General features: G+C 74.0%; 14 protein-coding genes. 11 read left to right on the forward strand and 3 right to left on the reverse strand.

Annotated features, from left to right (window positions below):
• Positions 1-8 precede the first annotated feature (8 nt).
• Positions 9-1,415: a dipeptidase gene (locus tag ACZ462_RS01810; RefSeq protein WP_467809147.1), complete on the forward strand. Its 1,407-nt coding sequence runs from the start codon at positions 9-11 to the stop codon at positions 1,413-1,415.
• 85 nt (positions 1,416-1,500) lie between these two features.
• Entirely contained in the window at positions 1,501-2,445 is a 945-nt protein-coding gene (gene nudC / locus ACZ462_RS01815) for an NAD(+) diphosphatase (RefSeq protein ID WP_467809148.1), read from the forward strand.
• Positions 2,446-2,534: 89 nt separating this feature from the next.
• Here the strand turns inward: nudC and ACZ462_RS01820 are convergent, their stop codons facing one another.
• Positions 2,535-2,795, reverse strand: coding sequence for a glutaredoxin family protein (locus ACZ462_RS01820; protein WP_114054058.1), 261 nt, complete (start codon positions 2,793-2,795; stop codon positions 2,535-2,537).
• Positions 2,796-2,964: 169 nt separating this feature from the next.
• Between ACZ462_RS01820 and ACZ462_RS01825 the strand changes: the two genes are divergently transcribed.
• From ACZ462_RS01825 to ACZ462_RS01845, 5 genes are all read left to right on the forward strand, one after another.
• The gene (locus tag ACZ462_RS01825; protein WP_467809149.1) at positions 2,965-5,154 is read left to right on the forward strand and encodes an ATP-dependent DNA helicase UvrD2; all 2,190 of its coding nucleotides are present in this window, start codon (positions 2,965-2,967) and stop codon (positions 5,152-5,154) included.
• A 168-nt stretch (positions 5,155-5,322) separates the two neighbouring features.
• On the forward strand, positions 5,323-5,655 hold the full coding sequence (locus tag ACZ462_RS01830; protein ID WP_467809150.1) for a hypothetical protein: 333 nt from the start codon (positions 5,323-5,325) through the stop codon (positions 5,653-5,655).
• 184 nt (positions 5,656-5,839) lie between these two features.
• Entirely contained in the window at positions 5,840-6,211 is a 372-nt protein-coding gene (locus ACZ462_RS01835; RefSeq protein WP_114054060.1) for a WhiB family transcriptional regulator, read from the forward strand.
• Entirely contained in the window at positions 6,208-6,537 is a 330-nt protein-coding gene (locus tag ACZ462_RS01840; protein ID WP_467809151.1) for a hypothetical protein, read from the forward strand. The genes ACZ462_RS01835 and ACZ462_RS01840 overlap by 4 nt, the downstream gene beginning before the upstream one ends.
• 124 nt (positions 6,538-6,661) lie before the next feature.
• The gene (locus ACZ462_RS01845; protein ID WP_467809152.1) at positions 6,662-6,868 is read left to right on the forward strand and encodes a hypothetical protein; all 207 of its coding nucleotides are present in this window, start codon (positions 6,662-6,664) and stop codon (positions 6,866-6,868) included.
• 24 nt (positions 6,869-6,892) lie between these two features.
• Here the strand turns inward: ACZ462_RS01845 and ACZ462_RS01850 are convergent, their stop codons facing one another.
• Positions 6,893-8,221, reverse strand: a complete 1,329-nt coding sequence (locus tag ACZ462_RS01850; RefSeq protein ID WP_467809153.1) for an ABC1 kinase family protein — start codon at positions 8,219-8,221, stop codon at positions 6,893-6,895.
• 149 nt (positions 8,222-8,370) lie between these two features.
• Positions 8,371-9,477, reverse strand: coding sequence for a ThiF family adenylyltransferase (locus ACZ462_RS01855; protein ID WP_467809154.1), 1,107 nt, complete (start codon positions 9,475-9,477; stop codon positions 8,371-8,373).
• Positions 9,478-9,726: 249 nt separating this feature from the next.
• Here ACZ462_RS01855 and ACZ462_RS01860 point away from each other — a divergent pair, with 249 nt between their 5' ends.
• The 4 genes from ACZ462_RS01860 to ACZ462_RS01875 all read left to right on the forward strand — a co-directional run bounded on the left by ACZ462_RS01860 (position 9,727) and on the right by ACZ462_RS01875 (position 13,555).
• Positions 9,727-10,266, forward strand: a complete 540-nt coding sequence (locus ACZ462_RS01860; protein ID WP_467809155.1) for a M48 metallopeptidase family protein — start codon at positions 9,727-9,729, stop codon at positions 10,264-10,266.
• Between the two features lie 152 nt (positions 10,267-10,418).
• Positions 10,419-12,080 (forward strand): TerD family protein, encoded by a 1,662-nt coding sequence (locus ACZ462_RS01865; protein WP_467809156.1) that lies wholly within the window; start codon positions 10,419-10,421, stop codon positions 12,078-12,080.
• An 11-nt stretch (positions 12,081-12,091) separates the two neighbouring features.
• Positions 12,092-12,781, forward strand: a complete 690-nt coding sequence (locus tag ACZ462_RS01870) for an AIM24 family protein (RefSeq protein WP_467809157.1) — start codon at positions 12,092-12,094, stop codon at positions 12,779-12,781.
• 18 nt (positions 12,782-12,799) lie between these two features.
• Positions 12,800-13,555: an AIM24 family protein gene (locus ACZ462_RS01875; RefSeq protein WP_467809158.1), complete on the forward strand. Its 756-nt coding sequence runs from the start codon at positions 12,800-12,802 to the stop codon at positions 13,553-13,555.
• Positions 13,556-13,751 lie beyond the last annotated feature (196 nt).

Raw genomic sequence — 13,751 nt, forward strand, 5'->3', positions numbered from 1 at the left:
TCGTGGACATGAGCGAAACCCCGGCGGACAACGTCGTCCGCACGTACATCGACACCCACCGCGAGGCCTTCCTGGAGGACCTCGCCGAGTGGCTGCGCATCCCGTCGGTCTCCGCCCAGCCGGAGCACGCGGACGACGTACGGCGCAGCGCCGAGTGGCTCGCCGCCCACCTGGCCAAGACCGGCTTCCCCGTCGCCGAGGTGTGGGAGACCCCCGGGGCCCCCGCCGTGTTCGCCGAATGGCCCAGCGACGACCCGGGGGCGCCCACCGTGCTGGTGTACGGCCACCACGACGTGCAGCCCGCCGCGCTCGCCGACGGCTGGCACACCGAGCCGTTCGAGCCCGTCGTCAAGGACGGCCGGATGTACGCCCGGGGCGCCGCCGACGACAAGGGGCAGGTGTTCTTCCACACGCTCGGCGTCCGCGCGCACCTCGCCGCGACCGGGGCCGCCGCCCCCGCCGTCCACCTGAAGCTGCTGGTCGAGGGCGAGGAGGAGTCCGGCTCCGCGCACTTCCGCGCCCTCGTCGAGAGGGAGGCCGACCGGCTCGCCGCGGACGCCGTCATCGTCTCCGACACCGGCATGTGGTCCGAGACCACCCCGACCGTCTGCACCGGAATGCGCGGCGTCGCCGACTGCGAGATCGACCTCCACGGCCCCGACCAGGACATCCACTCCGGGGCCTTCGGCGGGGCCGTGCCCAATCCGGCCACCGTCGCCGCCCGCCTCGTCGCCGCGCTGCACGACGCCGACGAGAGGGTCGCCATCCCCGGCTTCTACGACGGTGTCGCCGAGCTGACGGACGAGGAGCGGCAGCTGATCGCCGAGCTGCCGTTCGACGAGGACGAGTGGCTGCGCACCGCCAAGTCGCACGCCGCGGCCGGCGAGAAGGGCTACTCGACGCTGGAGCGCGTCTGGGCCCGCCCCACCGCCGAGGTCAACGGCATCGGCGGCGGCTACCAGGGCCCCGGCGGCAAGACCATCGTCCCCGCCTCCGCCCACCTGAAGCTGTCGTTCCGCCTGGTGTCCGGGCAGGACCCGTACGAGATCGAGGCGGCCGTGCGGGACTGGGTCGCGGCCCGCGTCCCCGACGGCATCCGCCACTCCATCGTCTTCGGCGCCCCGACCCGGCCCTGTCTGACCCCGCTCGACCACCCGGCGCTGCGGTCCGTCGTCCGCGCCATGGAGCGCGCCTTCGGCGAGAAGGTCCGCTTCACCCGCGAGGGCGGCTCCGGGCCCGCCGCCGACCTCCGGGACGTCCTCGGCGCGCCCGTGCTGTTCCTCGGCATCTCCGTGCCGTCGGACGGCTGGCACGCACCCAACGAGAAGGTCGAACTCGGCCTGCTCCTCAAGGGCGCCGAGACCGCCGCCCACCTGTGGACCGACCTCGCCGCCCACTGGAGGCCCACCGCCTAGACCGGCGCGCCCGCCCGCCCCGCGCGGCGCACCCAAGAGCACGAGTCACGCGTCACCGAGCCTGCCCGACCACGCCCCGGGGGAATTGGAAGCACCTGTGAGCACCCACACCGAGCACCCGATCACGCTCGCCGAGCCCGGCGGCATCGACCGCGCGGCGCACCACCGCCTCGACGAGGCCTGGCTCGCCGCCGCCTGGAGCCACCCGACGACGCGCGTCTTCGTGGTCTCCGGCGGCCAGGTCCTGATCGACGACACCCCCGACGGGGGCACCGGCATCGTCATGACCCCGGCCTTCGAGGCGCCGCTCACCGAGACGCACCGCTACTTCCTGGGCACCGACGAGGACGGCGTACGGTACTTCGCGCTCCAGAAGGACGCCCTGCCCGGCCGCATGGACCAGTCGGCCCGCCCGGCCGGCCTGCGCGAGGCCGGGATGCTGCTGTCGCCGCGCGACGCCGGGCTGATGGTCCACGCCGTCGCCCTGGAGAACTGGCAGCGGATGCACCGCTTCTGCTCCCGCTGCGGCGAGCGCACCGTCGTGGCGGCCGCCGGGCACATCCGCCGCTGCCCCGGCTGCGGCGCCGAGCACTACCCCCGCACCGACCCGGCGGTGATCATGCTGGTCACCGACGGGCAGGACCGGGCCCTGCTCGGCCGGCAGGTGCACTGGCCGGAGGGCCGCTTCTCGACGCTGGCCGGGTTCGTGGAGCCCGGCGAGTCGATAGAGCAGTCGGTGGTCCGGGAGGTCTGGGAGGAGGCGGGCGTCCGGGTCGGCGGGGTCGAGTACGTCGCCAGCCAGCCGTGGCCGTTCCCGTACAGCCTCATGCTCGGGTTCACCGCCCGCGCCGTCTCCTCCGAGATAGCCGTCGACGGCGAGGAGATCGAGGAGGCCCGCTGGTTCTCCCGGGAGGACCTGCGGGAGGCCATCGAGTCGGGCGAGGTGCTGCCCCCGTCGGGGATCTCCATCGCGGCCCGGCTGGTCGAGCGCTGGTACGGGCAGCCGCTGCCGCGGCCCCTGGGGCTGTGACCCCCGCCCCCTGACCGCGGACGCGCGAAGGCCCCCGCCGACGGCGGGGGCCTTCCGCACACCCCCCCCGTCCGCGGACGGGGGACCGGTCAGACGGCGAGCGCCTGCTGCACCTGGGCCAGGCTCGGGTTCGTCATGACCGACTCGGTGCCGGCCGGCGAGACGACGAGCACGGTCGGGACGGTCTGGTTCCCGCCGTTCGCCTTCTCGACGAACGCCGCGGACTCCGGGTCCAGCTCGATGTTGATCTCGTTGTACGCGATGCCTTCCCGGTCCAGCTGGCTCTTCAGCCGGCGGCAGTAGCCGCACCAGGTCGTGCTGTACATCGTCACGGAACCCGTGTCCTGCATGCTGCGCTCCTTCGTGGGGTGGGGGCCTGGGGTGGTCCGAGTACTCGAACGTACGGGACCGCGGAGCCATTCCCGCACCCGTGGGGCGCCCGGTACGTCAAGTACGACCGCGGCGGCCCCCTGTGGACGCCGGATCCCGCCGCCCCGGCGGACCTGGCAGCATGGCGGGGTGACAGCAGCAACGCCCTTCCCGTCCTTCCCTTCCGGCACCGAGGGGCCCGACGGCCCGGCCGACGCGGTGCTCCTGGGGCTGGACCCGGAGCAGCGCGAGGTCGCCACGACCCTGCGCGGACCGGTGTGCGTGCTGGCCGGAGCCGGTACCGGCAAGACCCGGGCGATCACCCACCGCATCGCCTACGGCGTCCGGTCCGGGCAGCTCGCCCCGGCCAGTGTGCTGGCCGTCACCTTCACCAACCGGGCGGCCGGCGAGATGCGCGGCCGGCTCCGCGCGCTCGGCGCGGGCGGGGTCCAGGCGCGGACCTTCCACTCGGCCGCGCTGCGCCAGCTCCAGTACTTCTGGCCGCGGGCGATCGGCGGGGAGCTGCCCCGCCTCGTCGAGCGGAAGGTGCAACTCGTCGCCGAGGCGGGCGCCCGCTGCGGCATCCGCCTCGACCGCAGCGAGCTGCGCGACGCCACCGGCGAGATCGAGTGGGCGAAGGTCACCCAGACCGTGCCCGCCGACTACCCGGCGGCCGCCCGGAAGGCGGGCCGCGAGGCCCCCCGCGACCCGGCCGAGATCGCCCAGCTGTACGGGATGTACGAGCAGCTCAAACGCGACCGCGTACTGATCGACTTCGAGGACGTCCTGCTGCTGACCGTGGGCATCCTCCAGGACCGCCACGACATCGCCGAGCAGGTCCGCAGCCAGTACCAGCACTTCGTCGTCGACGAGTACCAGGACGTCAGCCCGCTCCAGCAGCGGCTGCTGGAGCTGTGGCTCGGCGACCGCGACAGCCTGTGCGTCGTGGGCGACGCCAGCCAGACGATCTACTCCTTCACCGGCGCCACCCCCGACCACCTGCTGGACTTCCGCCGCCGCTACCCGCACGCCACCGTCGTCAAGCTGGTCCGCGACTACCGCTCCACCCCGCAGGTCGTCCACCTCGCGAACGGGCTGCTGGCCCAGGCGAGCGGCCGGGCCGCCGACCACCGGCTCGAACTGGTCTCCCAGCGCGAGCCCGGCCCCGAACCCGTCTACGCCGAGTACGCCGACGAGCCCGCCGAGGCCGAGGGCACCGCCGCCCGGATCCGCGACCTCATCGCTGCCGGCGTGCCCGCCGGCGAGATCGCCGTGCTCTTCCGCATCAACGCCCAGTCCGAGGTCTACGAGCAGGCCCTCGCCGACGCCGGGGTCCCCTACCAGCTCCGCGGCGCCGAGCGGTTCTTCGAGCGGGCCGAGGTGCAGAGGGCGCTGCTCGCGCTGCGCGGCGCCGCCCGCTCCGCGGGCAACGACCCCCTCCTCGACGACGTCGTCGAGCTCGGCGCCCAGGTCCGCGCCGTCCTCGGCTCCGCCGGCTGGAGCCCCGAGCCGCCCGCCGGGTCGGGGGCCGTCCGCGAGCGGTGGGAGTCGCTGGCCGCGCTGGTCCGCCTCGCCGAGGACTTCGCCCGCGCCCGGCCCGGCGCCACCCTGGCGGACCTCGCGGTGGAGCTGGAGGAGCGCCGGGCCGCCCAGCACGCCCCGACCGTCCAGGGCGTCACCCTGGCCTCGCTGCACGCGGCGAAGGGCCTGGAGTGGGACGCCGTCTTCCTCGCCGGCCTCACCGACGGCATGGTGCCGATCACCTACGCCAAGACCGACGAGCAGGTCGAGGAGGAGCGCCGCCTCCTCTACGTCGGGGTCACCCGGGCGCGCCACCACCTGACCCTCTCCTGGGCGCTCTCCCGCTCCCCGGGCGGCCGGCCCTCCCGCGTCCCCAGCCGCTTCCTGAACGGCCTGCGCCCGGGCTCCGGCGCCCGCGCCTCCCGCCCCGGCGGCGGGGGAGCGGGCGTCGAGCGCGGCCCGGCGCGCCGGCGGGCGCACCGCGGGCCCGTCCGGTGCCGGGTCTGCGGCCGGACGCTGACCGAGGCGGGCGAGCTGAAGCTGATGCGCTGCGAGGACTGCCCCTCCGACATGGACGAGGGGCTGTACGAGCGGCTGCGCGCCTGGCGCGGCATCCAGGCCGGCCGGCAGGGGCTGCCCGCGTACTGCGTCTTCACCGACAAGACGCTGATGGCGATCGCGGAGGCGGCGCCCGGCGAGGCCGGCGAGCTGGCGGTGATCCCCGGAGTGGGCGGCCGCAAGCTCGACCGGTACGGGGCCGAGGTCCTCGCCATCTGCGCAGGCAGGGAGCCCGACGCCGGGCACGGCGCCGACGCGTGAAAACTCGTCGGAAAAATAGTTTGCACATGCCCGCCGGATCCCCATAGGTTCTTAGCAACGGAAACGGTGGCTTCTCCGAAGCTCCGACTCTGTGCTGTACTTATCCGAATACGCATGGGACAGGCCCCCGGGCCCCCGTCCCCGAGACGCCGAGAGGAGGCGAGACCAGTGACCAGCTTCATCACCACCACCGCAAGGACCGATCGCTCGGTCGCCGCTTCCTGCACGCTCGGCTCCTCCTCGCTCCTCCCGCTCACGGGTACCGGTCTGTCCGCGATTTGCGCCGACAGCCGCGCCCTGCTGGCCGCGCCCGCCGCGCTGCTCGCGAGCGAGCGGAATGAGCGACCGACCCAGGCACCGGTGGCAGTAAAGGCAGAAGCCCAGGCGCACGCCTATGGCTTTGCCGCGGCCGGTGCCGGATCCAAGACGAAGCAGACGAAGCAGCAGCACCACCTGATGTGGGCCTTCCGTGGGCTCGAACCCTGGAGTGATCCAGCCTGATCCAGCGATCAGGCCGGCGCCTTCAGGGCCGCGGAACCCCACCCGGGATCCGCGGCCCTTCTGTTTGTCCCCGAACGGGGACGGCGGACCGAAGGAGCCTCGGGACTGGCAAGACCAGGTACCAGCCGCCCCCGGCCGAACCGGGCCGGAACGACTAGACGAACAAGACGAGGAAGAAAACACCGTGCAACTCGAAGCGCACGCCCCGTCCGTACCGCAGACCCAGACGATCTCCCCGCCCGCAGTCCCGGAGGACTCCGCCTTGACTCCCCTCACCGCGCTGACCGCGCTCGACGACGCCATCGAGAACCTCGGCGTGCCCGTCGCCTGCCGCACCTACGACCCGGAGGTCTTCTTCGCCGAGTCCCCGGCCGACGTCGAGTACGCGAAGTCCCTCTGCCGCACCTGCCCGCTCGTCGAGGCCTGCCTCGCCGGCGCGCTCGAGCGCCGCGAGCCCTGGGGCGTCTGGGGTGGCGAACTCTTCGTCCAGGGTGTGGTCGTGGCCCGCAAGCGGCCCCGCGGCCGCCCGCGCAAGAACCCGGTTGCCTCGGCATGAAAGCCACCGGAACCATCGACCGCCCCCTGACGCACGACCCCCTGAAGCAGGCCCCCATGACCGACCACACGACGAGCGAGAAGCCGCACGGCTCCGCCCCCGCAGACTTCACCACCACCGGCGCGATCACCTCGCGTCAGAACAGGACCCGCGAAATGCAACTCATCCCAGAAGCCCTGGCCCGTGCCCATATGGACGACCGGATGCGTGAGGCCGACGCCGAGCGTCACGCCCTGCGCCTGGTCGCCGCCCGCCGCATGCAGCGGCGAGCCGAGCGCGTCTCGCTGCGCGCCCGCAGGGCCCTCGCCATGGCCGTCATGCACTGACAGCAGCCGCCGCGCCGCCGCCACCCGGGCGGCGCACCGGCCGCCCGGGGGGACCGGTCCGCACGGACCGGTCCCCCCGGTGCGTTGCGGTGCCGCGCGGCCCCGGCGGGGATATCGTCTGGAGGTGGACCAGCACACTCCCCCTCCCGACCCGTCGGGAACCGAGCCCGAGCCCGCCGTCTGCGCGCGCTGCGGCACACGGTCCCCCGGCGGAGCCCCTCCCACCTGGACCTGCTCCGTGGAGAACGGGACCAGACAGTTCTTCTGCGTGGACTGCGCCCGCGCCAACCTCCGTGCGATCGAGGGCCGCCTCGACTCGTCCTGGTGGTGACCGCCGCCCGCAGTCCCCGCCCGCTCACTCCTCCGGCACGAACCCCGGCAGCCACGACTCCAGTTCGCCGCGCAGCCGCACCGTCGCCCCGAGCTGGCACAGCACCCCGATGGTGCTCAACGTCACCCGGTGGATCAGCAGGTACGACGGCGGCAGGCTGATCTGCCGGCCCAACTGGTGGGCGGGAGAGCGGGGATCGGCTATCCGGGCCGCCTGCCCGCGCAGCCACGACCGCGTGAAGGTGAACTCCTCGGCCTCGATGGGCTCGACGATCGGCCTGAGGTACTCCAGCACCGCCTGCGGATCCAGCTCGATGGACTCCCGCACGAAGCCCTCGCCGCACAGGTGCCCGTAGATCCCCTCCGCATCGTCCTCCAGCGTCATCCGCAGCGAGGTGCCGATCGGCTCCGGCCAGCCGCCCGGCAGCCGGTCGACCGTGCCGAAGTCCAGCACGCCCAGCCGCAGCCGGCCGTCCTCCCCTTCCAGGAGCCGGAAGTTGCCCGGGTGCGGATCCGCGTGCAGCAGCCCCGTCCGCGCCGGCCCGGTGAAGAGGAACCGGGCCAGCAGCTGACCCGCGCGGTCCCGCTCCTCCCGGCTGCCGCCGGATATCACCTCCGACAGCGGGGTCCCCTGCAGCCACTCCGTCACCAGCACTTGCTCGCCCTGGTGCACCACCTGCGGCACGACCACGTCCGGATCGCCCTCGAACGCCTCCGCGTGCGTCCGCTGCGCCTCCGCCTCCAGCGCGTAGTCGAGCTCCTCCGCGACCCGCTCCTGCATCTCCTGGATCAGCGGCTTGAGGTCCATCCCCGGCACCAGCGGACCCAGCAGGCCTGCGAAACGGCCCAGTTGGCGCAGGTCCGACAGCAGCGCCTCCCCGGCCCCCGGGTACTGCACCTTGACGGCGACCTCCCGGCCGTCGTGCCACACCGCCCGGTGCACCTGCCCGATCGACGCCGCCGCGGCCGGCTCGTCCGCGAACTCCCGGAACAGATCCCGCCACTGCGGCCCCAGGCGCTCGGCCAGCACCTGGTGGACCGTCTGCGCGGGCAGCGGCGGAGCCGCCTCCTGGAGCTTGGTCAGCGCAGCCCGGTACGGGCCGGCGAAGTCCTCCGGCAGGGCCGACTCGAAGACGGAGAGCGCCTGCCCCAGCTTCATGGCACCGCCCTTCAGCTCGCCGAGGGTGCGGAACAGCTGGTCGGCGGTGCGCTGTTGGATCTCGCGCGCCACGATCTCCGCCGACTTGCCCCCGATCCGCTTGCCCAGCCCCCAGGTGGCCCGGCCTGCGATGCCGAGAGGCAGAGCGGCCAGCTTGACGGTACGGGTGACCGCCTTCCGGGGAAGATCAGACATGCGCCCCTCCAATTCCCAGAGTGCCGTGAGCAGGCCGCGGTTCGGGGGTGTCCGCCCCGCACCTGCGTCACAGCGCATCCTGTCATGACGCCTCCCGCGCCCTCCGGGCCGCATCCGGAGGCCGCCCGCGCAGGCGGCGCCCGCCGCCCTCACGCCCCCGCCTCCTGCTCCGCCGGCACCACCGCCGCCGCGCACGGGCAGTCCGGATGCGGCCGTACGGCCGTCCGCTCCCAGTGCAGTCCCGGGAGCGCCGCCTCCCAGCGGGCGGCCGTGGAGGCCGGCAGCTCCCCGTCGAGGAACGACAGCGCATGGGCCGCGGCCAGCCCCGCGACAGCCGTGGCCAGCCCCAGATCGCAGGCGGCGGCGGTCCGGCGCCGGTGGACGGAGCGCCACTGCACCAGCATCCGCGGCCAGGCCGGATCCCGGTCGACGCGCTCCCGCTCCATGCACCCCGCGCACGCCGTGACCCCCGGCAGCACCAGCGGCCCCACCACGCCCGTCCCCTCCAGCACCCCCGCGTAGAGATGCGGCACCCCGGTGGCGATCCAGTCCGACGACACCCCCGGATCCGGCGACCACACCTGGAGCCCGTCCCGGGGCGCGACCACCACCAGCGCCGGGCACGCCTCGTACCCGCCTCTCCCGGCGGACCGCGGGGCCCGCCCCGGCGCGGCCTCCCGGACCAGCGCCGCGGCGGCCTCCGCCCTGAGCCGGCCGACGCTGCCGGGCCCCAGCCCGCCCGGAGCGACATCGGCCGGCTCCACCCGGCCCCCGTCGAGCACCTCCACCCGGCCCACGCCCGCAGCGGCCAGCACCGCGGCGACGACGCCGCCCACCCGGCCGCTGCCGCGCACCACGACCCGTATCGCCCGCCGCGCCGCCACCCCGCGCAAGTCGCCGCCGGGCTCCCGGTGCACCAGCGACAGCGACCCCAGGTCGGGCCCGAGCCGCTCCAGCGTCTCCGGCCGGCTGCGCACCGCCTGGGCCGGCGGCCCGCCCGCCGTGGCGTCGTCGAGCAGCCCGGCCGCCGCCAGCCGCCGCACCAGCCCGTCCGCCTGCCCCTGCGGCAGGCCCATCGCCGACGCCTCCTCGCGGAGCCGGTCCATGCCCCGCGTCCCGTCGATCCGGTCGATCAGCGACCCCGTCGCCGTATCCACCGGGCCCAGCACCACCGCGTGCGCCGGCGTCACCCCGAACTGGACCGTCTGCAGATCCCGCCACGCCCTCGCCAGGGCCGGCTTCACCTTCGGATACACGGCTCCCCCTTCTCCGGTACGTCCGCCCATCGCCCCGTACCGCCTCGGCCTCCCGTCCCCGCAACAGTGCCCGCCCCGCGCCCCGGCCGCCCGTGTTTGTCCACAGGCGTGACCTATAAGGCATATGAGATGCCGAACAATGGGGCGTTCCGCGCTGTTTGCACCGATTCCTGACGACCCCGTCACCGCCCCCGTCCGAACCGCGGAGCGCCGGTCCCCCGCCCGCCGCGAACCGGTACGGTCGAAGGCGTGTCCGCCGACCCACCGCAGCGCTCCGTGGAAGTCCGCCGCAGCGCCCGCCGCCGCAAGACCGTGTCCGCCTACCGCGAGGGCGACCGCACCATCGTCCTCATCCCCGCCCGGATGTCCGAGGCGGAGGAGCGGCGCTGGGTCGGCGCCATGCTCGACAAGCTCGCCGCCAGGGAGAGCCGGAACACCGTGGGCGACGGGGAACTGATCGGGCGCGCCGAGCGTCTGTCCGGGCAGTACCTCGGCGGCCGCGCCCGCCCGAGCTCGGTGCGCTGGGTCGCCAACCAGAACACCCGCTGGGGCTCATGCACCCCCGCCGAGGGCAGCATCCGGCTCTCGCACCGCCTCCAGGGGATGCCCGAGTACGTGGTCGACTACGTGCTGCTGCACGAGCTCGCCCACCTCCTCGTGGCCGGCCACGGTCCGCGCTTCTGGGAACTCCTGGAGGCGTATCCCCGCACCGAGCGGGCCCGCGGCTACCTGGAAGGGGTGGCCGCGGCGGAACGGCACCCCAACGTGCCGCCCGCGCGCGGAGAATGAGCCGGAAGGGCGGCGCGCACCCGCACGCCGCCGCGGCCTGGCCGCCGCTGCCGCCGGATACCGGGTTGATACCGACTTGGCCGGATGTCGTCGGATGCGGCTAGCCTGTGCGCCACGCAATTCACTGTCGGGATGGGGGACGGTCGTTACGTATGGCCAGGGAATTCCAACGCGGTCACAAGGCCAGGATCAGCGATCTCACTGCGGGCACCGATCTGTACGTGGGCGTGCAGATCGCCGGCCCCGGGCTCGCCTTCGACATCAGCTGCTTCGGACTCGACGCCGACGAGCGGCTCTCTGACGACCGCTACTTCGTCTTCTACAACCAGCCGAAGTCGCCGGAGGAGTCCATCCAGCAGCTCGGGGCGCAGGCCGGCGACACCGAGTCGTTCCGCGTGACGCTGGACCGCATCCCGGCGAACATCCACAAGCTGTCCTTCACCGCCACCATCGACGGCGACGGACAGATGTCGCAGATCGGGCCGGGCTACATCCGGATCGTGGCCGGCGGCGAGGAGGTCGTCCGGTATTCCTTCTCCGGTGCGGAGTTCAGCACCGAGCGGGCCGTGATGCTCGGCGACTTCTACCTCAAGGACGTCTGGCGCTTCGCGGCCGTCGGCCAGGGCTTCGACGGCGGGCTCGCCGCCCTGCTGCAGAACTTCGGCGGCGAGGTCGCCGAGGAGCCGGAGCAGCAGGCCCCGGCGGCCGCCGCCCCCGCGGCCGCGCCCGGATTCGCCCCGCCGCAGGCCGCCGCACCGGCCTTCGCCGCCCCCGCAGCCCCGGCGCCCGCCCCTGCCCCCGCGCCGTCGTTCGCCGCCCCGGCGGCCCCGTCGCCCCAGGCTCCGCCGCCGCAGCAGCCCCAGGCCCCCGCACCGCAGTACCAGCAGCCCGCCCCCGCCGCGCCGGTGCACTCGGCCCCCACCATGGCCGCGCCGATCGCCCCGCCGGCCCCGCAGGCCCCGGCCCCGTACGGCCAGCAGCCCGGCACCCCCTCCTACGGCCAGGTCCCGCAGCCGTACGGCCAGCCGCCCCAGCCCTCGTACGGCCAGGTCCCCGGCCAGCAGCCGGGCCCGTACGGCCAGGCGGCCCCGGGCCCCTACCCGCAGCCCGTCCCCGGCCAGGCCCCCGGCCCGCAGGGCCCGCGGGCCGCCGGACCCGGCCTCGGCGCGGCCCTCCAGCCGTACAAGGAGGTTCCCACCGGCGCCCGCTGGACCGCGCAGAACCAGCAGCTCGTCCGGGTCGACCTGGCCATGGGCGGCCAGCCCGTCCTCGCCCGCCAGGGCAGCATGGTCCTCTACCAGGGCAAGGTCGACTTCAGCTACAAGGGAGCCGGCTTCGCCGGCCGCGTCGTCGGCAACGCCACCGGCCAGGAGATGCAGCTGATGCGCTGTACCGGCCGAGGCCAGGTCTTCCTCGCCGAGAACGGCGCCCACCTGCACACCGTCGAACTCCAGGGCGACGGCATCTGCGTCTCCGCCGAGAACGTCCTCGCCTTCGACGAGTCCCTCCACCACGAGGTCCGCCGCATCGAGGGCCACGGCATCCCCGGCGGCGCGCTCTTCACCATGCTCTTCCAGGGCACCGGCACCGTGGTCGTCAAGACGCACGGCACGCCCGTCGTGCTCCCCGTCACCCCGACCACCTTCGCCGACAGCAACGCGATCGTGGCGTGGTCGGCCGCCTCCCAGGTGATCGTTTCCAGCCAGGTCCGGCTGCGGCGCAACGCCTACCCCGGCCACAGCGGGGAGACCGTGAACCTCCAGTTCCGCGGCGCACCCGGCAACTTCATCGTCGTCCAGCCGTACGAGGTCTGAGGGAGCCCGTCATGAACGCAACGAACCAGCAGCTCGCGGGCTACGCCCCCACCCCCGTCACGGCCCGCATGGAGAACCACGGCCCGTCCATGCTCAAGGTCGCCATGCAGACCGGCCAGGACCTCTTCGCCCGCACCGGGTCGATGGTCGCCTACGAGGGCTTCATCCAGTACGAGCCCAACCCGCCGGCCCTGCGCCAGAGGGCCTCGCAGTGGCTGACCGGCGAGGGCGCGCCCGTCATGAAGTGCAGCGGCGACGGCCTGCTGTACCTCGCCGACTACGGCGCGGACGTCGTCGTCGTCAACCTCGACAACGACGCCCTCTCGGTCAACGGCACCAACCTCCTCGCCTTCGACGCCCACCTCCAGTGGGGCGTCGAGCGCGTCAAGGGCATGGCCAAGTTCGCCGGCCAGGGCCTGTTCAACGTGCAGGTCGCGGGCACCGGCTGGGTCGCGATCACCTCCCGCGGCACCCCGATCGTCGTCGACTGCGGCCGCGGCGAGGACGAGACGTACGTCGACCCGGACGCGCTCGTCGCCTGGTCCCCGAACCTCAAGGTGAAGGGCAAGCGCAGCTTCAAGGCCTCGTCGATGATCGGCCGGGGCAGCGGGGAGGCCTACCAGATGGCCTTCTCCGGCCAGGGCATCGTCGTCGTACAGCCCAGCGAGGACAGCACCGACCGGCTCCGGACCCGGGGCTGAGGGGGAGCGGACACCATCATGCAGAGCTCACTTTTCGCACACGCCGAGCAGCAGTCCCAGGACCGCTACGCCGTCCAGAACCCGCAGCTGCTGCGGGTCTCCCTGACCGGCAGCGACGACGTTCTGGCCCGCAAGGGCGCCATGGTCGCCTACCAGGGCCTGATCGACTTCGACGGCGAGTACCAGACCGGCAACCAGCGCAGCGCCCGCCGCAACACCGGCGAGGGCCTCGACCTGATGCGCTGCTCCGGCCAGGGCACCGTCTACCTGGCCAACCTGGCCCAGTACGTCCACGTCGTCGACGTCGACCACGAGGGCCTCACCGTCGACAGCAGCTACGTCCTCGCCCTGGACTCCGCCCTGCACACCGAGGTCATCGCGGTGGACAGCCAGTACGGCATCTCCGGCTCGGGCAAGTACCAGCTGAACATCTCGGGCCGCGGCAAGGTCGCCCTGATGACCTCCGGGCAGCCGCTGATGCTCCAGGTCACGCCCGACAAGTACGTCAACGCCGACGCCGACGCCGTCGTCGCCTGGTCCACCTCGCTGCGCGTGCAGATGCAGGCCCAGACCCACTCCAGCGGGGTGTGGCGCCGCCGCGGCAACACCGGCGAGGGCTGGGAGCTCAGCTTCCTCGGCACCGGCTTCGCCCTGGTGCAGCCCAGCGAGGTGCTGCCCCCGCAGAACGCCCAGCTCGGGCAGGGCGTCGCCGCCCAGTTCGGCATGGGCCAGCACGGGGCGCGCGGACAGAACCAGAACAACGCCTGGAACTGACCGCGCCGGCCGCCCGCTGCCGTACGGCCCGGGGGGGGGGGGGGGGGGGGGGGGGGGGGGGGCGGCGGGGGGGGGGGGGGGGGAGGGGGGGGGGGGGGGGGAGGGGGGGGGGGGGGGGGCGGAGGGGAGGGGGGGGGGGGGGGGGGGAATCAACAACACAACGAGAGGGAAGGGGGGGGGGGGAAGAGGGACCATT

This window comes from Streptomyces sp. NPDC031121 (genome assembly GCF_055570615.1).

Coding starts and splice junctions, on each gene's coding strand:
- ACZ462_RS01865 (WP_467809156.1), top strand. CDS start 10,419: ATGGCCAGGGAATTCCAACGCGGTCACAAGGCCAGGATCAGCGATCTC.
- ACZ462_RS01870 (WP_467809157.1), top strand. CDS start 12,092: ATGAACGCAACGAACCAGCAGCTCGCGGGCTACGCCCCCACCCCCGTC.
- ACZ462_RS01850 (WP_467809153.1), bottom strand. CDS start 8,221: ATGTCTGATCTTCCCCGGAAGGCGGTCACCCGTACCGTCAAGCTGGCC.
- ACZ462_RS01810 (WP_467809147.1), top strand. CDS start 9: ATGAGCGAAACCCCGGCGGACAACGTCGTCCGCACGTACATCGACACC.
- ACZ462_RS01840 (WP_467809151.1), top strand. CDS start 6,208: ATGAAAGCCACCGGAACCATCGACCGCCCCCTGACGCACGACCCCCTG.
- ACZ462_RS01875 (WP_467809158.1), top strand. CDS start 12,800: ATGCAGAGCTCACTTTTCGCACACGCCGAGCAGCAGTCCCAGGACCGC.
- ACZ462_RS01820 (WP_114054058.1), bottom strand. CDS start 2,795: ATGCAGGACACGGGTTCCGTGACGATGTACAGCACGACCTGGTGCGGC.